21 protein-coding genes are annotated in these 20849 nt (G+C 48.2%); 16 read left to right on the top strand and 5 right to left on the bottom strand.

Annotated features, from left to right (window positions below; genetic code table 11):
• The first annotated feature begins 221 nt into the window (after positions 1 to 221).
• The 5 genes from G9409_RS07820 to G9409_RS07800 all read left to right on the top strand — a co-directional run bounded on the left by G9409_RS07820 (position 222) and on the right by G9409_RS07800 (position 5813).
• Entirely contained in the window at positions 222 to 1316 is a 1095-nt protein-coding gene (locus G9409_RS07820) for a DHH family phosphoesterase (RefSeq protein ID WP_166808231.1), read from the top strand.
• On the top strand, positions 1313 to 2824 hold the full coding sequence (locus tag G9409_RS07815; RefSeq protein WP_166808230.1) for a leucyl aminopeptidase: 1512 nt from the start codon (positions 1313 to 1315) through the stop codon (positions 2822 to 2824). Before G9409_RS07820 ends, G9409_RS07815 begins: the two co-directional genes overlap by 4 nt.
• Before the next feature lie 57 nt (positions 2825 to 2881).
• Complete coding sequence (locus G9409_RS07810) at positions 2882 to 3586, top strand: esterase/lipase family protein (RefSeq protein ID WP_166808229.1); 705 nt, start codon at positions 2882 to 2884, stop codon at positions 3584 to 3586.
• Positions 3568 to 4416, top strand: a complete 849-nt coding sequence (locus G9409_RS07805; protein WP_166808228.1) for a biogenesis of lysosome-related organelles complex 1 subunit 2 — start codon at positions 3568 to 3570, stop codon at positions 4414 to 4416. The genes G9409_RS07810 and G9409_RS07805 overlap by 19 nt, the downstream gene beginning before the upstream one ends.
• A gap of 62 nt (positions 4417 to 4478) precedes the next feature.
• Positions 4479 to 5813, top strand: coding sequence for a UDP-glucose dehydrogenase family protein (locus G9409_RS07800; protein WP_166808227.1), 1335 nt, complete (start codon positions 4479 to 4481; stop codon positions 5811 to 5813).
• 7 nt (positions 5814 to 5820) lie between these two features.
• On the opposite strand, the gene thiD is transcribed toward G9409_RS07800, so the two are convergent.
• Genes thiD through G9409_RS07785 form a run of 3 tightly spaced genes read right to left on the bottom strand, consistent with a single transcriptional unit; the run spans position 5821 to position 7899 of the window.
• The gene (thiD, locus tag G9409_RS07795) at positions 5821 to 6633 is read right to left on the bottom strand and encodes a bifunctional hydroxymethylpyrimidine kinase/phosphomethylpyrimidine kinase (RefSeq protein ID WP_166808226.1); all 813 of its coding nucleotides are present in this window, start codon (positions 6631 to 6633) and stop codon (positions 5821 to 5823) included.
• Positions 6626 to 7255 carry a thiamine phosphate synthase gene (gene thiE / locus G9409_RS07790; protein WP_166808225.1) on the bottom strand — a complete coding sequence of 210 codons (630 nt, stop codon included), beginning with the start codon at positions 7253 to 7255 and terminating at the stop codon, positions 6626 to 6628. Before thiE ends, thiD begins: the two co-directional genes overlap by 8 nt.
• Positions 7252 to 7899, bottom strand: coding sequence for a thiamine phosphate synthase (locus tag G9409_RS07785; RefSeq protein ID WP_166808224.1), 648 nt, complete (start codon positions 7897 to 7899; stop codon positions 7252 to 7254). The genes thiE and G9409_RS07785 overlap by 4 nt, the downstream gene beginning before the upstream one ends.
• Before the next feature lie 187 nt (positions 7900 to 8086).
• On the opposite strand from G9409_RS07785, the gene G9409_RS07780 reads away from it, so the two are divergent.
• The 4 genes from G9409_RS07780 to G9409_RS07765 all read left to right on the top strand — a co-directional run bounded on the left by G9409_RS07780 (position 8087) and on the right by G9409_RS07765 (position 12418).
• Positions 8087 to 8566: a RidA family protein gene (locus tag G9409_RS07780; protein WP_166808223.1), complete on the top strand. Its 480-nt coding sequence runs from the start codon at positions 8087 to 8089 to the stop codon at positions 8564 to 8566.
• A 778-nt stretch (positions 8567 to 9344) separates the two neighbouring features.
• A complete protein-coding gene (locus tag G9409_RS07775) occupies positions 9345 to 11000 on the top strand; it encodes a S41 family peptidase (protein WP_166808222.1) in 1656 nt (551 codons plus the stop codon).
• A gap of 61 nt (positions 11001 to 11061) precedes the next feature.
• On the top strand, positions 11062 to 11733 hold the full coding sequence (locus G9409_RS07770) for an START domain-containing protein (protein WP_166808221.1): 672 nt from the start codon (positions 11062 to 11064) through the stop codon (positions 11731 to 11733).
• Between the two features lie 49 nt (positions 11734 to 11782).
• Entirely contained in the window at positions 11783 to 12418 is a 636-nt protein-coding gene (locus tag G9409_RS07765; protein ID WP_166808220.1) for an START domain-containing protein, read from the top strand.
• Here G9409_RS07765 and rfaE1 read toward each other — a convergent pair.
• A complete protein-coding gene (gene rfaE1 / locus G9409_RS07760; RefSeq protein ID WP_166808219.1) occupies positions 12387 to 13373 on the bottom strand; it encodes a D-glycero-beta-D-manno-heptose-7-phosphate kinase in 987 nt (328 codons plus the stop codon). The genes G9409_RS07765 and rfaE1 overlap by 32 nt on opposite strands.
• A gap of 162 nt (positions 13374 to 13535) precedes the next feature.
• Between rfaE1 and ffh the strand changes: the two genes are divergently transcribed.
• From ffh to G9409_RS07725, 7 genes are all read left to right on the top strand, one after another.
• On the top strand, positions 13536 to 14885 hold the full coding sequence (gene ffh / locus G9409_RS07755) for a signal recognition particle protein (protein ID WP_166808218.1): 1350 nt from the start codon (positions 13536 to 13538) through the stop codon (positions 14883 to 14885).
• 46 nt (positions 14886 to 14931) lie between these two features.
• Positions 14932 to 15342 (top strand): 30S ribosomal protein S16, encoded by a 411-nt coding sequence (gene rpsP, locus G9409_RS07750; RefSeq protein WP_006365887.1) that lies wholly within the window; start codon positions 14932 to 14934, stop codon positions 15340 to 15342.
• A 23-nt stretch (positions 15343 to 15365) separates the two neighbouring features.
• Positions 15366 to 15869 carry a ribosome maturation factor RimM gene (rimM, locus tag G9409_RS07745; RefSeq protein ID WP_166808217.1) on the top strand — a complete coding sequence of 168 codons (504 nt, stop codon included), beginning with the start codon at positions 15366 to 15368 and terminating at the stop codon, positions 15867 to 15869.
• Between the two features lie 54 nt (positions 15870 to 15923).
• Entirely contained in the window at positions 15924 to 16604 is a 681-nt protein-coding gene (gene trmD, locus G9409_RS07740; RefSeq protein ID WP_166808277.1) for a tRNA (guanosine(37)-N1)-methyltransferase TrmD, read from the top strand.
• Between the two features lie 43 nt (positions 16605 to 16647).
• Positions 16648 to 17010 carry a 50S ribosomal protein L19 gene (gene rplS, locus G9409_RS07735; RefSeq protein ID WP_006365890.1) on the top strand — a complete coding sequence of 121 codons (363 nt, stop codon included), beginning with the start codon at positions 16648 to 16650 and terminating at the stop codon, positions 17008 to 17010.
• A gap of 94 nt (positions 17011 to 17104) precedes the next feature.
• Complete coding sequence (locus tag G9409_RS07730) at positions 17105 to 18013, top strand: MBL fold metallo-hydrolase (RefSeq protein WP_166808216.1); 909 nt, start codon at positions 17105 to 17107, stop codon at positions 18011 to 18013.
• Positions 18014 to 18033: 20 nt separating this feature from the next.
• Positions 18034 to 18852, top strand: a complete 819-nt coding sequence (locus G9409_RS07725) for an HhH-GPD family protein (protein ID WP_166808215.1) — start codon at positions 18034 to 18036, stop codon at positions 18850 to 18852.
• A gap of 145 nt (positions 18853 to 18997) precedes the next feature.
• Here G9409_RS07725 and G9409_RS07720 read toward each other — a convergent pair whose 3' ends face one another.
• On the bottom strand, positions 18998 to 20830 hold the full coding sequence (locus G9409_RS07720; protein WP_166808214.1) for an AMP-dependent synthetase/ligase: 1833 nt from the start codon (positions 20828 to 20830) through the stop codon (positions 18998 to 19000).
• Between the last annotated feature and the right edge of the window lie 19 nt (positions 20831 to 20849).

The raw sequence follows: 20849 nt of genomic DNA, 5'->3' as shown, positions 1-20849 counted from the left end.
CCCTGTTTCTTTGTTTATCTTTTATCTTTAAAAACATTTCTCGACTATAGCGTAAGGCTTGAAGGAGGGGTTTCCTGAGAAATACACGCTTTTTTTTGGGTGTCGGGATTGTTTTTGATGATTGTTATTGGGCTTGACGTGTTGTTATTAAATGTTTTATGTGGCTTTATAAGGAAAGGGCATAGATTGAGTTTTGTTTTTGATAAAGTTACTGCAAACGAATGATATTACCCGAGTATGGAAGGACGCTTAACGCCGAGGAATGGTCTCCGGTAATTGATGAGCTGATTGAAGGTCAGCATATTGTTCTGACAACGCATGAGAATTCAGATGGTGATGGCCTCGGAAGCGAGGTGGCTCTTGCGCTTGTGCTCAAGCTGCTTGGCAAGGAGGTCTCGATTGTGAATCCGACAGAGGTCCCCCCGAACTACAGGTTTCTTACCCATCTCTACCCGATAAGCCTCTTTGACGACAGGGATGAGGATGCTATACAGGCGTTGTCGCTTTGTGATGTTGTTGTACTTCTTGATGCAAATCTTCGTGACAGGATGGGTTCGCTCTGGCCGCATGTTAGTTTTTCCAAAGAGCTCGGAAGCCTGAAAATTGTCTGTGTCGATCATCATCTTGAACCTGATGATTTTACCGATGTCATGGTGTGTGAAAACTATGCATCCTCGACCGGTGAACTTATCTATGACCTGATCTACGCATTTCAGAAGAGGCTGGGCCGTGAACTGTTCACACCCCAAATTGCCGAAGCGCTCTACGTTTCGGTTATGACGGATACCGGATCATTCAGGTTTCCGAAAACATCCCCCTATGTCTATCGGCTTGCCGGTGACCTTGTCAGCAAAGGGGCAGATGCTTCGGATATCTACGACAAGATCTATAACTCACTTACCTGCCAGGCACTCAAGCTGCTCGGAGCTGCATTGAGCGCGATCACGCTGCTTGATGATGGAGTGATTTCGTGGCTTTTTATCTCTCAGGATATGTTAAAAGCGACCGGGAGTAAGCTTTTTGATACCGATCTCATCATCCAGTATCTGCTGAGTGTACCAACCGTGCAAATTGCCGTGCTTATGGTTGAGATGCAGGATGGCAGAACAAAAGCGAGTTTTCGCTCACGCGGTAATATTTACGTCAACCAGCTGGCAAAAAAATATGGAGGAGGGGGGCATATGAATGCTGCCGGATGTCTCTTCCAGTTTTCGTCCGACAGGGCCCAGAAGGTACTTCTTGAAGATTTGAGGGCATTTCTTAAAACAGCATCCTGTCAGGTTGAAGGTGTTAACAACGAACAAGCCGGATTATGAAAATATCAGTAACAAAAATTGAGATTGATCGTATTGCCGTCGATCTTCTTGCCTTGCCGATCAGTAAGGGAGATCTGAAAAAAGAGGCTCAGAAGCTGCTTGCCGGACTTGAACTGGATCATAAGGTATTAAAGGATTTTAAAGCCGAAGCAGGAGAGGTTGTTCTGCTCTATGGCGGGTCAGGAAAATGCAAGGCATCTCGAATTGCCCTGTTTGGTATTGGTGATGCAAAGAGTCTTGATGACTGGCGCAAGGGGGCCATTTCCATTGCATCCAGAGCTGTTGAGCTGAAGATTGCAAAGCTTGCTGTTGATTTTTCAGCCATCGAGCGCATTGCCGGTGAAACAGGAGAGAGTGTTTCGACTCTTGCTGAAACGTTTGTTACCGGATCGTTTGCCGGTTTGTACCGCTTTGAGCGTCTGAAAAGCGGCAAGCTGGATAAAAAGAGAGCGGCAGAAAAGACAAAAGAGCTTGCCGAACTTGTTTTAAGGGCTGGAGCTTCGGTATTGGATGCCGCAGAGCGCGGTGTTGAGGCGGGAAGTATTGTCGGTTCTTGCCAGAAGATGGCCAGGGATCTGGTTAATCTGCCGGGAAATTATCTGCAGGCTGAAGATATTTCGAAAGCGGCAGAGGAGTCCGCCAAAAAATATGGCTACCAGGTAACGGTCTTTCATAAAAAAGAGATAGAGGCTCTTGGTATGGGAGGTCTGCTTGCGGTCAACAAGGGGAGTTTTTTTCCTCCGACCTTCACCATTCTTGACTACAAGCCGAAAGGGAAAGCGAAGGCAGTTATAGCCCTTGTTGGAAAAGGAGTTACTTTTGATTCAGGTGGCATCTCCATCAAGCCATCCGAAAATATGGGAGAGATGAAGTCGGATATGGCCGGAGCAGCAAGCGTATTGGGTGCAGTTGAGGCTGCCGCACGTCTTGCCCTGCCCCTGCACATTATCGGGTTGATTCCAGCTACCGACAATATGCCTGACGGGAAAGCCCAGAATCCGGGCGATGTTATTACTACCTATTCGGGTATTACCGTTGAGGTTGGCAATACCGATGCCGAGGGTCGTCTGATTCTGGCTGATGCCCTCACCTATGCCAGTGAAAAGTACAAGCCGGATGTCATTATTGATCTTGCAACCCTGACAGGCGCCTGTATTGTTGCCCTTGGTTATTCCGTAGCAGGACTCTTCAGTAACAATGACAAGCTTGCTGATGAGATTTATAACGCAGGTCAGAAGGCAGGTGAAAAGGTGTGGCGCATGCCGCTTTGGGATCTCTACGATGAGCAGATCAAGTCCGACGTAGCCGATGTCAGTAACACCGGAGGTCGCGGTGCCGGTTCAGTCACGGCAGCAAAATTCCTTGAAAAATTCATTGATGAGCATAAAAACTGGGCCCATATTGATATTGCCGGTCCGTCATTCACTCCGAAAGGGGGAGGCAAGGTTAATGGAGGAACCGGGTTTGGTGTGAGCCTGCTTGTTGAGCTGCTGAAGAAATGGTCCTGAAAATTCCGGAAATACACAAGAGAGAAGAGAGCGGCAGTGTAACAAGATGAACCTATCATGAAGGCGGTCCCGCAACATCCAGTAGTGATTATTCCAGGAGTACTTTTCTGGGATTCGCTTTATGATATCATGAAAGAGGCTCTTTGCGGTTATCTTCCGGAAGAGAAAATCACCATAGTACCCGTATCGCTCATTGACTGGATAGGATTTCCTCCATCGCCGGAAAAATCAACCAACAGGGTCATGAGCGCTCTTGACCGGACGATACGCGAGATTGAACAGAAATTTCCCGGTGAACCCATTACGCTCGTTGCTCATAGCGGTGGGGGGAGTGTTGCGATGGTCTATCTGCTTGAAAAGCCCTTTCAGGGTGAACGGTATAATCCGGGAAAGCAAATCAAGAAGCTGATAACGCTTGGAACACCGTTTCATACCAGTGAGTATTATGCAAAGATAAAAACGGATTTTATCTTCAGCCATCTGCAGGCTGATTTTTTTGATCGGGTTTCTGTTGTTTCTGTCGTCAGCGATAAGTATCATGGCAATTCAGAGGGAAGTTTTGTGGAGAAAATGTGTTATCAGTTTTATAAAAACGTTCTGGATGACGGCAATGTTGCCGGTGACGGCATTGTTCCTGCAAAAAGCTGTTTTCTTGAGGGTGCTGTCAATGTAACTATTGCAGATGCCGAGCATCTTCCAACACCGCATACCAGGTGGTATGGCACAAAAGAAGGGGTTGAACAATGGATTCAATGGCTGTAAGAGCGAGTCGCTTAAGGGTGGCCGGGGTTTTATGTTTCGCTTTTCTGGTGATTCTCTCGTCGTGCAGCCCGGAAAAACCGAAGCAGGATCCCCAGCAGGAGCATCTTGAATCAATGATGGCTATTCTTGCCCAGGTGCAGAAAAATCTCGGCAGGATTCAGCAGAAAGAGGCTGTCGTTGAAAGACTCTCATCTGATATCGAAAGCAGTGACAAACAGAGTGTCGAGCAGATTGGCAAGGATATCTCAGCCGGAATCCGTTTTATCGATTCCACCCTGGCAGCAAGTAAAAACCTGATCCGCAAACTTGAAGAGGAGAACCGAACCTCATCCTATCGGGTTGATTCGCTTGACAAGCTGGTTTCGGAGCTTAAAATCGCCATAAATACCAAGGATGGAGAGCTTATCACCCTGAAAGGCCAGGTTCAGAAGCTCAACAGACAGGTATCTTCACTTATGGCCACGGTTGATGTGCTTGATGAGTATATCCAGGATCAGGACTCGCAGCTCTATACGGCTTATTACATCTCGGGAACCTTTAATGATCTCGTTTCGAAAGGTGTTCTTCTTCGCATTAATCCGCTTGAAAAACTCTTCGGCAATGAGTACCGTCTTGCCACCGACTTTAATGTCAATCTTTTTAAAAAGGTTGAGATAACCGAAACCCGTGATCTCTTTTTTGACAGGCCCCTGAAACGCATCAAAATCGTAACTCCTCACACGGTTGGCTCTTACGAGCTGGTTGGAGGCAAAACGTCCTCACTGCTTCTTATCCGTGATGAAAATGCTTTCTGGCAGAAATCCCGTTGCCTTGTAATAGTTCTTGAATAATAAGTAACTCCGGTTTGCCATCCGGAACGTTGAGCCGTGGCGAACCATGAAATCATGCTGTAATGAAAATAACCATATTCGGATCAGGCTATGTCGGTCTTGTGACCGGAGCCTGTTTTGCTGAAGTCGGAAATGATGTTCTCTGTGTTGATATTGACCGGAAGAAGATTGACGCTCTCAATGAGGGTCACATTCCCATTTATGAACCCGGTCTTGAGGAAATTGTTATTGAGAACAGCCGTGCCGGCCGACTGAAGTTCACGTCCGACATCCGGGAGGGCGTTGAGTTCGGATTATACCAGTTTATCGCGGTAGGGACGCCTCCTGATGAGGACGGATCGGCAGATTTGCGTCATGTGCTCAGTGTTGCCGAAAGTATCGGAACCTATATGCAGGAGTACCGGATCGTCATCAACAAATCGACAGTTCCCGTCGGTACTGCCGACCTTGTGCGGGAAAAAATCAGTTCGGTTCTTGCCGAACGGAGTTCGGGAGTTGACTTTGACGTGGTTTCAAATCCCGAGTTTCTCAAGGAGGGAGATGCGGTCAACGATTTCATGAAACCGGAAAGGATTATCGTCGGAGTTGATGACCCCCGCACCAAAGAGCTGCTTCGTTTTCTCTACTCTCCGTTCAACCGCAGCCATGAGCGGTTTATCGCCATGGATATCCGTTCGGCCGAGCTCACCAAGTATGCGGCCAACGCCATGCTTGCCACAAAGATCAGTTTCATGAATGAAATAGCCAACATTGCAGAGCGGGTCGGGGCTGATGTCGAGGCGGTCAGGCGGGGTATCGGTTCCGATTCAAGGATCGGATTTTCGTTTATCTATCCCGGTGTCGGCTATGGCGGCTCCTGTTTTCCCAAGGATGTCCAGGCGCTGGAAAGAACCGCACATAAATACGGTTATCATTCACGGATACTCCAGGCAGTTGAAGCCGTCAATGAAGACCAGAAAAGTACCATAGTCCGGAAGATCCGCCTCCATTTCGGAGAGGAGATCGGAGGCCGTGTTTTTGCGTTATGGGGGCTTTCATTCAAGCCCAATACCGATGATATGCGTGCGGCCCCGAGCCGCAGGGTTATTGAAGAGCTTCTGCAGGCGGGCGCATCGGTAAGGGTTTACGATCCGGTTGCCATGCACGAGGCTCAAAGAATCTACGGAGAGCGGGAGGGGATCTATTATGCAGCAAACCCTGAAGATGCGGTAAAAGGGTCTGATGCTCTTGTGGTGCTTACGGAATGGCTTCTGTTCCGGAGCCCCGATTTTGAGATGGTCAAACGAGATCTCAAAACACCGGTGGTTTTTGACGGCCGAAATATCTACAATCCTGAATTCATGGAGCTCTCCGGATTTACCTACTATTCTGTCGGCCGCCCGCCCCGTGGTGTCTGAGTGACAGTTATCGAAACCTGAAATGATGATCAAGGGGGCCTCTGCCGCTGCCAAGATGGTAACCGGCTCCCGACTTCAGGGCTTCAGTCGTATATGCTTTTGCCTTTTCTACAGCACGTTCCATAACTTCCCCCCTGGCCATGAATGCTGCAATGGCTGATGAGAGTGTGCAGCCGGTGCCGTGTGTGTTGAGGGTCTCGATTTTTTTAGAGCTGAACCAGAAAAACCGGCCATTGCTGAAGAGGCAGTCACGGCATTCGTCTCCTTCAGTGTGACCTCCCTTGATGAGTACCGAAGCCGCTCCGGCTTCATGCAGCATTACAGCAGCCGCCTCGATAGCTTCATCGGTTGCAGGTGGCTGTTTCAAGCCGGTCAGAATTGCACTCTCCGGCAGGTTTGGTGTTATTAAGGCTGCAAGAGGGAAGAGCTCTGCTTTCATTACCTCGATAGCCTCCTCCGGCAGAAGAGTGGTGCCACAGGAAGAGCCGAGAACAGTGTCAAGAATGACAGGCGGAGTGTTTTCAAGCTCTCTGAGTAATCCGGAAACAGCTCTGATGATGTCGCTGCTGCCAAGCATCCCGATTTTTACGGCATCGATCCTGATATCGTCAGCAATGGCCCTGAACTGCTCACGAACGGATTGTTCCGGGAGAAGGCAGATTCCCCTTACCCCGCGGGTATTTTGTGCTGTAACGGCGGTTATGACCGAAAGAGCGTAACAGTCAAGGGCATCAACTGTTTTACTATCCGCCTGGATTCCAGCCCCTCCGCTTCCATCCGAGCCTGCAATGGTGAGAACGGTAACATAATTTTTACCCATCAATGCCTCCCTGTTGTAGTGAACAGACAAGCTCTTGTACTTCACTGACGGGATCAACTGCCCTGCTGACGGCGGAAATGACAGCGATACCTGCCGCACCATGCCCTATGACCAGTGATGCATTCCTCTTGCTGATACCGCCGATAGCTATAATCGGCAGGGAGACGAGGGCGGAGACCCTCCGGAGTGTTTCCGGGCCGACAGGATCAAACCCTTTTACTTTTGATGGTGTCGGGTAGATATGGCCGAAACCGATATAATCCGCTCCATCACGTTCAGCCTGAATAGCCTCTTCAGGTGAAGATGCCGAAATGCCAATGATGCGGGAATTGCCGAGCAGTTTACGGGCGGCAGAAGCCGGCAGGTCCTGCTGACCGAGGTGAACACCGTCAGCCTTGCATGCAAGGGCAATATCAATGCGGTCATTGATAATACAGAGTGCCCCGTACTCTCTGCACCGTCTGGTGATTTCAACTCCCCAGGAAAAAAGCTGACTGCCGGAAGCTGTTTTATGTCTCAGTTGTATCATGGCAGCTCCACCCTGCAGAGCCTTTTCCACCAGTGAGAGCGGACACACAGCCTCATCGGTAATGACACAGAGAAAGGGAGAGGAGGGCATCATTGATAAAGGGTGTTATAGAATTGTTCAAAGGTAGCGACAAACCCGCTGCCCGGTTCAAAGATGGAGATTCCTGCAGCACCATAGGCCCCCTGCTTTATACAGGATGGAATGTTTTGTGGTGTAATGCCTCCTACAGCAAAGACCGGAAGTGAGGTCGAACGGCATAAAGTGCCGAGTTTTTCCACCCCCTGTGGCGGGCCGTATTTCCTTTTTGAGGGCGTATCGAATACCGGACCGAAAAGCAGGTAATCAGCGCCGTGCTCTTCAGCGATCCGTGCAGACAACGGCGAGTGTACGCTGCATCCGATGATCAATTCCGGTGCAACTGCGCGAAGTTTATCTGGCGGGCAGCTGTTTTCGGGCAGATGTACGCCGTGAAGAGCGGCAGCAAGAGCAATATCGGCACGTTCATTGATCAGGATCCTGATATCTTTTTCACGTGCGATTTCAGCCGCCATGAGCGATAGCTGAAACAACTGTTTTGCATCAAGATGTTTTTCCCTGATCTGAATCATGCAAGGCATCAAGCGGGGGAGGAGTTGAAGCTGTTTGAGCAGGGGTGTGCCAATAACAGGGGCTTCCTTGCCACTGCTTATCAAAAGAAGGCGCGGCAGGGGAGTGTTATGGGGAGTATTATGCGCCATATATTCAAAATCCTTTGATATTTCAGTGACTATAAATAATTTTAATGGTAATAGCAACTGCCTTTCCTGGGGAGATTCCGATTTCTATCGGGACCGTTTTATGGTCATTTATACATGGCATATAGCGCAATGCATCGTGAGAAAAGGGTTTTATTACCGATAATCGAGAGTAACCAACAATTTCCCAATGAGCAGCATCGAAGAAAAAATCATTAAAGCAGGCTTTTCTCTGCCTCAGCCGCCCGCAGCGGCGGGTCTCTATTCCCCTGCAATCAGGAGCGGTAATCTTGTCTTTACCTCCGGTCAACTCCCTCTTGAAAACGGAAAACTGATAGAACCGGGTGGTAAAGGAAAGGTAAATGAGCAGGGCAGGGAAGATGCTTTCAATGCAGCCAGAACCGCTCTTCTCAATGCACTTGCCGCCATCAAATCGGTAACAGGCACCCTTGATTGCATAGAACGGATTGTCAAGCTTACGCTCTATGTTGCCAGTGACTCCGGTTTTTCCAGTCAGCATCTTGTTGCCAATGGAGCCTCTTCTCTTCTTCTTGAAATCTTCGAAGAGAGGGGAGTTCATGCGAGAAGTGCCGTCGGAGTAGCAGAATTACCTCTTGATGCAAGCCTTGAAATTGAACTTGTTGTTCAGTGTGATTTCGCTTCAGCATGATAGAGTAAAAAGAAAATATAACCCGCAGAAAAAATTCATACCATTCAGTATAAAGCTTGTATGGCGTATTATAATGATCGCCATTAAGTCTCTTTACACATTCTGTATATGTGTTCCTTATGCTTATACCATCTGACAGGTACAGGCTAAAGATACACATAAATGCAAAACCGTTAAATAGCTTAAGTAAAAGATTAAAAAACCTTAAAAAATGATCAAATACGGTTTTTTAATTTAAAGTTAATGATAAATTAAAACACTTAAAATTAATTTTATTAAAAATAATTTATATGATTGTAATAAAACAGTTTAAGCGAATTCAATTAATGTAAGATTCAATAAATTATGTTGATGCTAAATTGTTTAGTGAAATCTTTTTCTTTTTGTTTATAATCTGTCTTATGAAAATAATTTATGATGCTATGATCGACTGTGACCGTGATGTTAATTTTTGGTATGAATGTGTAAGTTATTTTTGTTGTCTGCTGTTTTTATCAGAGCAGGTGCAGGTGTTTATTGGTGCTCTTGATACTGTGGTATTCTTGTATTAATTTTATTAATACGTTTTTGTGTGTTGTTGTTATTGGTTTACAGTATGATGCAATCTGTTTGTATTATGCGTTTTTCTTTTCGAGGTTCAGCTGATGGTATAAGCTTTGAGTATGGATTGGCGGAGCTCTGTTGCTTATTGTTTTTTTGTGATTTTGATCTGTGATAGGTAAACTGTGATTGATGGAGCTTGTAGGCGTTCTCATATCCTGTAATAAACCCCCACTTCATGTCCCGCATACTTACTGTTGTATTGATGCTTCTTGTGCTCGGATTTGGAGTTTTTCTCGGGTCCAGACTCAATGGCAGAGGCGACGTGCAGGGTGAACAGCAGAAAAAAATGCTCGAAGCCTACAGTCTGATGAAAGCGATGTATGTTGATGATGTAGCTGGCGATAGTCTTGCGGGAGCAGGTATACAGGGTATGGCGGAGTATCTGGACCCCCATACGGTCTATCTGGAGCCGGAAAAGGTCACCTATTCCCAGGCCGAATTTGATGGTAATTTTGATGGCATCGGTATTGAATTTGATATTTCAAGCGATACGCTTCTTGTTGTCACACCGCTTTCCGGTGGACCAAGCGCTGCAGTCGGGATTTTGCCGGGAGACCGTATCCTTGCCATTGACTCTCTCCCCGCGCTTGGTATTACGGAAAAACAGGTATTGAGGAAGCTTCGGGGCAGGCAGGGAACACAGGTGAAATTGAGGGTTTTCAGACCTCTTAGTGGAAAGATTGTCGATTTTACGGTTACACGGAGTCGAATATCGACATCGAGTATTGATGCAGCCTTTATGCTTGATCACCGGGTAGGTTATATTCGATTGAGCCGTTTTATTGCAACCACAGCCGATGAGTTCCGCACGGTGCTTCTCCGGTTTAAAAAGCAGGGCATGAAGCGCCTTGTTATTGATCTGAGAGGTAATCCTGGTGGTTTTCTTGAACAGGCAGTTGCCGTGGCTGATGAGTTCCTGCCAAAGGGAGCGTTGATTGTCTATACCAAGAGCCGTAACGGCGGAGTCGAAAATGAGCGATTTATTGCGCGCTCCGGTGACAGTTACGAGACGGGTGAAGTTATTGTACTGGTAGACAAAGGGAGTGCATCAGCTTCTGAAATTCTTGCCGGTGCTCTCCAGGATAACCGGCGGGCAGTTGTGGTGGGAGAACAGACCTTCGGAAAGGGACTGGTACAGCGGCAGCTTCAGTTTGCAGATGGTTCGGCAATTCGACTTACCGTTTCACGATATTATACCCCATCCGGCCGACAGATACAGCGGGTTTATCATAAAGGCGGTACGGGTCGAGAGAGTTATTTTCAGGATGCACTCACAACCATTCGACCTGAGAAACTCTTTACAAATCCTGACAGTTTACTCTATTTGAAAAACAGTGAGGTTTCGGTTTACAGAACCTCCTCACTATACGGATTGCTCTCGTCGCTCAACGGGAAAGTTCCCGATGAGAAAACTCAGCTTGTTGCGCTGAAAAATGCCGGCGGGATTATTCCTGATTTCTGGGTTACCGGAAAAAGTTACTCTGATTTTTACCAGGAGCTTTTTCGTTCGGGTTCTTTTGATGATATCGCCCTGAAAATTATTGATGATCCCCGGAGCCAGGTTCAGCAATACCGGGGTTCTATGGAGAGTTTTCTTGCGAAATATTCCGAAGAGCGTGTGTTTGAGGCTCTGGTTATAAAAACCTGCAAGAGTAAAAAAATCCGGTTTGACCGGGCAGTTTTTCTTCGTGATCGCCTTAAGCTGGCTCAGGCCGTAAAATCAAGGATAGCTCATCAGCTCTTTGGTGCTGTTGGTCAGATAACATTTGTTGTGCAGAGTGCAGATCCGGTTGTCAGGATAGCAGCATCTGTGCCAATGCGACAGCCCTGAGTGTTTTGACGGTATTGATCAATCGGCTTCTCCTTTACTTAATAATCAAAACATTACACGTATGTCGTTAATTGAAAAAATCCAGAGCGAAACCTGTACGTTGCGCCTGAAAAATGACTGGTTGAAGATATTTACCTGTCCTGTTCCCTCCTCTGATTTCCTCTCTTTTGTAGGCATCGCTACTATCGATGCTCCACAGCATGCCGTACTGAGTCTTCTGTTTGATATTGAAGCAGCCACCGAGTGGGTATGGAAAACCAAAGAGATGCGCCTTCTGCAGGAACTTTCAGCAGATAATGGAGAGAAAGATAACGGACGGGTTGTCTATCAGCTTGTCAGTGCTCCCTGGCCGGTTTCCGATCGTGAAATCATAACCCGCTCCCAGGGGTATATGGATCCTGACACTTCCGAGGTTTTTATCAAGCTTGAGTGTTTGCCGGACTTTCTGCCGAAAAACGATAAATATGTTCGTGTCCCCCATCTTGAAGGTGCATGGAACATTATTCCGCTCTCAGCAAACCAGTGCAGGGTGGTTTTCCGTCTCCACATTGAACCGGGCGGCGAGATCCCCTCATGGCTGGCCAATATTGCCGTTATTGATACGCCCTACCACACCATGAACAATATGCGTGATATGGTAAAGAAGGATAAGTACAGGATTTCTGTAGAGGCGCCCTTCATAAAATCCGCGAAGGATGTCATCCAGAATTACCAGCAGTTTATCGCTGAGTGAGTGTTCCCCTCATTCTCTTGCAGTCCTCAATAACAAGTCATCAGGCGGTATGGATGTAACATCAATCCTTGAGAAAAACTGGGACTTCCGTGTCGAGCATAAGGGAGTCCGAATCTACTCTTCCAGGGTTAACGGTTCCGATATCCACAGCTTCAAGGGTGAGACCGAGCTGCCGGTTTCATTCAAAAAGCTGATCAGCCTTTTTCATGACATGGCAAGCTATAGCCGCTGGGTTCACAAGCTTGCCGAGATGGAGGTACTTGAGAAAAACGGGATTGACTATGTTGTGCGTCAGGTTATCAGCACCCCCTGGCCGCTGCAGAAGAGGGAGATGATCATGCGTACCGGACTGGCTTCAGCCGGCGAGAATTCCATAGCCGTTACCATGACCGGTGAGCCCGATTATCTTCCTGTTAATTCGAACTATCACCGTGTTCGCCATGCATCCGGATTGTGGGTATTTACCCCGAACGGTCATGGAAAGGTTCACCTCACCTTTGTGATGCATGTTGATCCGGGCTCGGATGTCCCTGCTGCCGTTGGAAATGCGGGAATGTTTGATGTTCCCTTCTACTCCCTGAATAATTTGAGGGCGCTTGCAATGGACAGCTCATACAACCCACCATATCCTCAGGAAATAGAGCAGCATATTGCTATTGTCGATGATGCTCCTGATATGCCCTGAGCAGTTTTTCCGGTTTAACCGGTACGGCTCCCACCTCCTGACATACCGTTCCTGCAGCCAGATTGGCTATGGTGGCATTCGTTATGATGTCAATACCGGAAGCGGCTCCGAGAGCGAGCATTCCGATAACGGTATCTCCGGCTCCTGATACATCAGCCACCTCCATTGAGGTTGCCCCGATATGGGTGAAGGAACCGTTGTAGAGTGTCATACCCTTTTCACTCCTTGTCACAACAATAGTTTCAGCCTGTACTTTCTCCTGGAGCCGGAGGCAGGCCTCTTCTACCTCCCGGTCATTGTTCTGCACGGCAATTCCGAGCGAAGCTGCCATTTCGGAGAGGTTTGGCTTGAAAATCGTGCACCCCCTGTAGGCAAAGAAGTTCAGAAGTTTCGGATCGACAAGCAGGGGAATATTCTGCTTCTTTGCGGTCGTAATGATGCTTTTGATGAGTCGTTCGCTGAGAAGACCTTTATTGTAGTCTTCAAGAACGATGGCATCAAGAGTGCCGATAACGGTCTTTAGAGAGTCGAGAACCGCCTCTTCTGTGTCGGAATCGATCTCTTTTCGGCTTTCTCTGTCCACTCTTGTAATATGGTGGTTTTGAGAGAGAATGCGGGTCTTGCAGGTTGTAGGCCTTGACGGGTCGCAAATCAGTCCGTCGGCGGCAAGTCCTCGGTCGCGGAACAGTTCGAGCAGTATCTCCCGGTTGCTGTCGGCACCGGTTACTCCGAAGAGCATGGTCTCTGCTCCGAGTGAGAGGGTATTAAGGGCAACATTTGCCGCCCCGCCCAGCCGGTGATCCTCATGGGTTACATCGACTACGGGCACAGGATATTCCGGGGAGATGCGGGAGACATGGCCGAAAATATACTTGTCGAGCATAATGTCGCCGATAACGGCTATCCGTTTGTTGCGGAAGGTATGTAAAAGGGATTCCATGAAGTTTTCGGTCATAACCTGTTATTTCCTGATATGTTCGGATGCCGGTGCATAAAAAAAAGGGAATAATAACCTGATCAGCTATGAAGATATGATTGTTTCATTTTATTTTTTGCGATATTTTGTTATAATTAAAGCTAAGCATTTTTAAGCTTTATATGAAAAAAGCAGGAACCGATGTTTGACAGTCTAAGCGATAAACTTGAGGCCACCTTCAAAAAACTTGCAGGTCAGGCCACCATTAACGAGATCAATATCGGTCTCGCGATGCGCGATATCAAGCGCGCACTTCTCGGCGCTGATGTCAACTACAAGGTAGCGAAGAAATTAATTGAGGATATACGGGAGAAATCCCTTGGCGAGCAGGTCATCAAAAGCGTCTCTCCTGCGCAGATGATTGTAAAAATCGTCTATGATGAGCTCACTGAACTCATGGGAGGGGAGCAGAAGCCTCTGAACCTTTCACCCAAGAAACTTCCGGCAGTGATTATGGTTGCCGGTCTTCAGGGTTCCGGAAAAACCACGTTTTGTGCTAAACTCGCGCTTCGACTGAAAAAGAACGGTAAAAACCCGATGCTGGTAGCCGCTGACGTCTATCGTCCTGCGGCCATTGATCAGCTTAAGGCTCTCGCTCTTCAGGTAGAGGTTCCGGTATTTGCCATTGAAGAGCAGGATGCATTGAAGGCAGCACTTCAGGGCCTTGAAGCTGCGCGATCAGGGGCCAGGGATGTTGTGATTATCGATACAGCCGGCCGCCTTCAGATTGATGACCTTATGATGGCAGAGGCTGAGTCATTGAAGCGTGCTCTCAAGCCTGATGAACTGCTTTTTGTTGTTGACTCGATGATGGGTCAGGAAGCGGTTAATACAGCCAAGGCATTCAACGACCGCCTTGATTTTGATGGTGTTGTACTGACCAAACTTGATGGCGATGCAAGGGGCGGAGCTGCGCTTTCCATCCGTCAGGTTGTTGAAAAGCCGATTAAATTTATCAGTATCGGTGAAAAGGTTGATGATCTTGATGTGTTTTACCCTGATCGTATGGCCCAGAGGATTCTGGGTATGGGTGATATCGTCAGTTTTGTTGAAAAGGCGCAGGAGTCTCTGGATCTTGAGAAGACGCTTGAGATGCAGAAAAAACTCATGAAAAATGAGTTTGATCTCAACGACTTTTTCGATCAGCTCCAGCAGCTTAAAAAAATGGGATCAATACAGGGGTTGATTGAGATGGTGCCGGGTTTGAACAAGATGGTTCCAAAGCAGGATCTTGAAAATCTGGATTTCAAGCCTATCGAAGCCATGATTAACTCCATGACCAGACAGGAGAAGTCAAATCCTGATATCATCAACGGCAGTCGTCGTCAGCGCATCGCTCTCGGCAGCGGCACGAGAGTCCAGGAAGTGAACCTTCTGCTCAAGCAGTTCGGTGAAATGAAAAAGATGATGCGTTCGGTATCCAGACTGTCACAGTCGGGCAGAAAGATCACTTCGCAGAATCTTGCACTTGACAAGTTTTTAAAAAGATAGATTGCATTTACTGTTAACAGTTACCATTAACTAAAATACTTGAGCCTTGGTAAAGATCAGACTTAAAAGAGCAGGAAGAAAAAAATTACCGGTATACCAGATTGTCGCATCTGATGCGCGCTCACCGAGAGATGGCAAATTTCTTGAAGTAATCGGGACCTATCAGCCGACAGCCAAACCGCATGCCGTAACACTCAAGAAAGATCGTGTCGAATACTGGATGGGCGTTGGTGCTCAACCGACTGCAACGGTCCGCAGCCTTATCCGTACTACCGGATTGCTGCATGAACTGAGGCTGAAAAGCAGAGGTCGCAGCGAAGCTGAAATAACCGTTGAGATGGAACAGTGGCAGGCAAGCAAGGTCGAGAGAAGCAAAAAACGCCTTGTTGTCAAGTCACGCCGCCGTCAGGCCAAAAAAGAGGCCGAAGCAAAAGCCGCTGCAGGCAGCGAAGCCTGATTTGACGCTCACGGAACGGTAGCATGGAACTCTATCTTGCAGGTGTCATCCTCAAGCCGAAAGGGTTGGCGGGTGAGGTGAAGGTGGAACCGGTTACCGATTTCCCTGAAAGCTTTCTCTCCCGCAAGGAGTATTACGCTGGCAGATCCGCTGACGCCGTTAATCGGTTGACCGTTCATAAAGCCTCTCTTGGAGGGGGATTTGCGTGGGTGTTCTTTGACGGAATTGACACAAGGGAGAAAGCCGAAGCACTGGCAGGAGTGCATCTCTATGTTGATGAGGATCAGCTTCTGCCGCAGCCGGGTAACCGGGCATATATTCATGAGCTGATAGGGCTCAAAGTTCTTGATCGTAATCGAAACGAGGTTGGTACCGTAACCGATATTCTTGCGATGCCTGCCCATGAGGTTTATGAAGTACAGGTTGGTAAAAGAAAGATTCTGATACCGGCCATTGAAGAGTTCGTTGAAGAGATCAGTATTCGTGATAAGTTTATGGTTGTACCGAGATTCGACGAATTTCTGTGATTGTCTTGTTGGTCTCTGAAACGTTTGATGAACTGTTCCAAGACGTTGGATGCAATGAGGATTGATGTGATTTCCGTCATTCCGGGGTTTTTCGATTCAGTGCTTGACAATGGATTGTTAAGTATTGCCCGGAAAAAACAGTATGCGGATATACACATTCATAACCTGCATGATTACGGACTGGGCAGGTATCGGCAGGTTGATGATTCTCCCTTCGGAGGGGGTGCGGGAATGGTTCTTCGTCCTGAACCGGTATTTTCCTGTATAGAGGCACTGCAGGCCGAAAGAGTGTATGATGAGGTGATTTTTCTGACACCCGACGGGAAGCTGTTTGAGCAGTCTCTGGCAAACAGGCTCTCAGGAATGCAAAATCTGATTATTCTTTGCGGCCACTACAAGGCGGTAGATGAACGGATACGCCAGAAGCTTATCACCATGGAGATTTCGATTGGCGATGTTGTTCTTTCAGGGGGTGAGATACCCGCGCTGCTGCTTATGGACGCTGTGCTCAGGGTAATACCGGGAGTTCTTGGCGACAGTGAATCGGCTTTGACCGACTCCTTTCAGAATGGGCTTCTTGACTGTGTCTATTACACCCGACCGGCTGAATTCAGGGGGATGAAGGTTCCCGATATACTGATGTCCGGTCATCACAGCAAAATAGAGCAGTGGAGAGGTGAAAATGCTCTTGAGAGAACCAGAACACGCAGGCCCGATCTTTTAGGCCATGAATGATTTTAGGAATTGAAGAAAAAAATAACGTAAATAGTTGTCGAAAATGGATCAGTTAATTCAGTTAGTTGAAGCCACCCAGGCCGTTACCGATTTTCCGCATATTCAGCCGGGTGATACCGTCAGAATACAGTTGAAGGTTATTGAAGGCGAAAAGGAGAGGCTTCAGGCTTTTGAGGGTGTTGTGATAAGCGATCGCGGAGCCGGTGGTTCCAAAACCATCACGGTTCGCAAGATCTCTCATGGAGTTGGAGTTGAAAGGATCATTCCTGTCAACTCACCCAATATTGAGAGCGTGACCGTACTCAAGCACGGTAAGGCAAGAAGAGCAAAACTTTTCTATCTGCGCAAGCGTACAGGCAAAGCTGCACTCAAAGTAAAAGAGCGCAAGGTTGTAGAGAAAGCCTGATTTTCTTTTCGACAATCCGGCAGCGCAACCGATGCTGCCGGATTTTTCTCTTACACACTCCTGAACGGGGGTATAACCGTGATGCAGGTCGGCAATGCGCAGTGACCTCAACGCTATGCTTGCCCCTGATTCCTCTTCAGCGCAATTTATTTACATCCAGATGATGCAGATTGGCGACTATCGTCTTTACTCCCTCGATGTAGAGGACTTTGCTCTTGACGGCGGTGCCATGTTCGGTGTTGTGCCGAAAGTCATGTGGGAAAAGTTTGCTCCTGCCGATCATCTCAACCGCATAACACTCAAGGCAAGAGTCCTTCTTATTTCAGGTAAGGGCCGCCATATTCTTGTTGATACCGGCATGGGAACTGCCTGGCCGGACAAACTCCGGTCGATTTATGCCCTCTCGGATTGCCGGCTTCAGGCTGAGCTGAAGGCTGTTGGTCTGGAAATTGCAAGCATTACGGATGTCATTTATACCCATTTGCACTTCGATCATGTCGGTGGAGCTTTCCGGCAGGGTGCCGACAAGCTTGAGCCGCTCTTTCCTGATGCCCGCCACTATGTTCAGAGAGAGAATTACCTTTCAGCGCTTAAGCCCAACCCGAAGGAGAGAGTCAGTTACTCCTCTGCTTTCATCGAGGCGTTTGGACGGCTCTCCAGGCTGGAGCTGGTTGACGGACCCAGGGAGCTTTTTTCCGGCATCGAGCTCTTTTCAAGCAATGGTCATACAAAAGGCCAGCAGCTGGTAAGGGTGAGAGGTGCTGAAGGGAGTCTCGTGCACACTGCCGACCTCATCCCTTCCTCGGCACATCTGCCCTCTTCATGGGTTATGGGATACGATATCGAACCGCTTACCGTTATCGAAGAGAAAACCGCACTGCTCCATCAGCTCGTTGAAGAGCGAGCGATGCTTTTCTTCGGCCATGATCCCTCTCATCAGGCGGCAACGCTCAGACGCGATGATAAAGGAGTCGTTGTCGTCGACAAGTTTATTGACCTCTAACAGAACAGTCCGTTCCTGCTTTGATCGTATTGCATCAGCAACAGATAGAAGGTTTTCGCGAGAAGATATTTGATTTCTACCGCAACAACCGCCGCTCATTTCCCTGGCGGGAGACCACAGATCGCTATGCCGTCATGGTTAGCGAAATCATGCTTCAGCAGACGCAGGCCGACCGGGTTGCTGAAAAATTCAGGGTCTGGATGGAGCGTTTTCCCGATACGGAAACCCTTGCTCTCTCCTCACTCAGGGATGTGCTTGCTCTCTGGAGCGGCCTTGGCTACAACTCCCGGGGCCAGAGGCTTCAGCTCTCTGCCAGGTTGATCATGGAGCGTTTCGACGGTATTGTCCCTTCCACACCGGATCAGCTTAAATCCCTGCCCGGTATCGGGGAGTATACCTCTCGCTCCATTCCGGTTTTTGCCGATAATCTTGATGTTGCGGCTGTTGATACCAACATCCGAAGAATCATCATCCACGAGTTTACCCTTCCTGAAGATACCCCGAAAGCTGCGATACAGGTTGCTGCAGAGCAGCTCCTGCCGCATGGACGCAGCCGTGAATGGCATAATGCCCTCATGGATTACGGTTCTCTGGCGCTGACCAGCCGCAGATCCGGAATCCGTCCGGTTAGCCGGCAGTCAAAGTTTCAGGGTTCAAAGCGATGGTATCGGGGGTGCCTCATCAGGGAGCTCGTCCAGCGTGACGGGATCTATCTTGAAGAGATTGAGGAGAAATACCGTTCCTGCCCCTGGGATATGAGTGAAATCATCGCTGACCTCGTGCGCGAAGGGCTGGTGGAAGAGCAGGGTGGAACCATGCTGAAAATCCGGGAGAAGTGAATTGTCGGTGGAGGAGAGGGTGAAGCTCATCTTTCGAAAGAGCCTCTTATCTCTTCTATAAGTCCTGTAGGTACTATGGGTACTATAGGACTTATAGAAGAATCAGGAAGAAACAGTGGAGGAGTCCTGCACTTCACGATTTCACTTACTCGGTGTTGTAAACAGCGTTAAGGGCATTGTAGACCTTGTCGATTTCAGCCGCGAACTTTGTTGTAATCGCTTTACGCTTGAGTTTCAGGGTCGGAGTCATATGACCGTTCTCAACCGTGAAGGCATCATCAATCAGAAGGAACTTGCGAACTTTTTCATGGGTGGCAAGCTGACGTGAAATGGTACGCATCAGCTTGTCATAAATCTGTATGACACTCTTGTTCTCAATCAACTCCCTGTTTGTAGAGGCCTGAATTCCCTCGCTGGAAGCGTATTCCATGAGCTTTTCAAAATCAGGCACGATCAGCGCAATCAGAAACGGCCTTTTTTCACCGATGACGATGACCTGATCAACAAACGGGCTTTCGGAAATAAGATTTTCAATGGGGAGGGGAGCGATATTCTTGCCGCCGGAGGTGACAATGATATGTTTTTTGCGGTCAGTGATTTTCAGATAGCCATCCTTGTCGATCTCACCGATATCGCCGGTACAGAACCAGCCATCCCTGATAACCTCCCGAGTGGCCTCTTCGTCTTTCCAGTATCCCTTCATGATGTTCGGGCCCTTGAGCAGAATCTCGCCATCTTCGGCAATCTTTACCGTGACATTGTTTACGGCAGGCCCGACTGTCCCGTACTTGATTTTTTCGGGGCGGTTGACATGGGTTACCGGTGAGGTCTCAGTCAGGCCGAATCCTTCAAGAATGGAGATCTCAAGAGCCTGGAAAAACTCACCGATTTTCTGCGGCAGGGCGGCTCCACCGGAGACAAAATAGCGCAGGCGTCCACCGAATTTGTGCTTTATTTTCTCGTAGACCAGCTTTTCGGCAAGGGTGTGCTGCAGGGAAAGAAGAGCGGTTGCCTTCCCTTTTTCATTGAGCTGCCGGTGATACTTCTCTCCCGTTTGAACTGCCCAATAGAATATTTTCTGCTTTATGGCGCTTTGTGATGAGATTTGCTTGATGATACTCATTTTTATGCGGTCAAAAAGCCGCGGAACAGTAAAGATGATCGTTGGCCGGGCTTCAGACATGTTCATTGATATGGTTTCAATGCTCTCAGCCAGATAGATGCTCGCTCCGCAGGAGAAGAGCAGATAGTATCCTCCGGTGCGCTCATAGGCATGCGAGAGCGGCAGGAAGGAGAGACCGCAGTCGGATTCATCAAGCCGGATGATTGAAGAGCAGGATTTGACATTTTCACAGAGGTTCCGATGGGTGAGCATAACCCCTTTTGGCAGTCCTGTTGTACCTGAAGTATAAATGATGGTTGCAACATCATCAGGCTCCACAGGGGCAGCTTCAAGAAACCAGGGCTTCTCTTCAAGTACCCGTTTACCCTCCTCTTTTGCCTGGTTAAGGTCAATGACATCTTCAACGTTCTCTTCCAGGCGGTTCATGACTATCACGAGGCATAATTCCGGCAGGTTCTGCCAGATAGAGATGATTTTGCCAAGCTGGAGCATGTTGGATACAACGACTGCCCTGGCACTGCAGTTGTTGAGAATATATTCGATCTGGTTTGGCGGAAGGGAAGGGTAGAGAGGCACATCAATGGCACCGATATTCAGGATAGCCATATCGGCAAGGTACCAGCCGGGCCGGTTTTCCGACAGAATGGCGACACGGTCTTTTGGTGAAATGCCGTTGTTTTTCAGGAATGCTGAGAAGTGGTGGACATCCTCTTCAAACTCCCGATACGAGATGGGCTCATAGACCCCATTCACCTTTCTTGCTATCGGAAATTTTGACTCCTGACCCCTGTAATGGGTAAATACAGAGGTAAAGAGTTCCGGCAATGTCTGGAAGTCAGGATTGATAAGTCCCATCTTTTAGAGCGTTTTACGT

It is taken from the genome of Candidatus Chlorobium masyuteum (genome assembly GCF_011601315.1).
Lineage (GTDB): Bacteria > Bacteroidota > Chlorobiia > Chlorobiales > Chlorobiaceae > Chlorobium > Chlorobium masyuteum.
The sequence above is the reverse complement of the archived record's forward strand: the minus strand, read 5'-3'. Positions and strand labels throughout refer to the sequence as shown.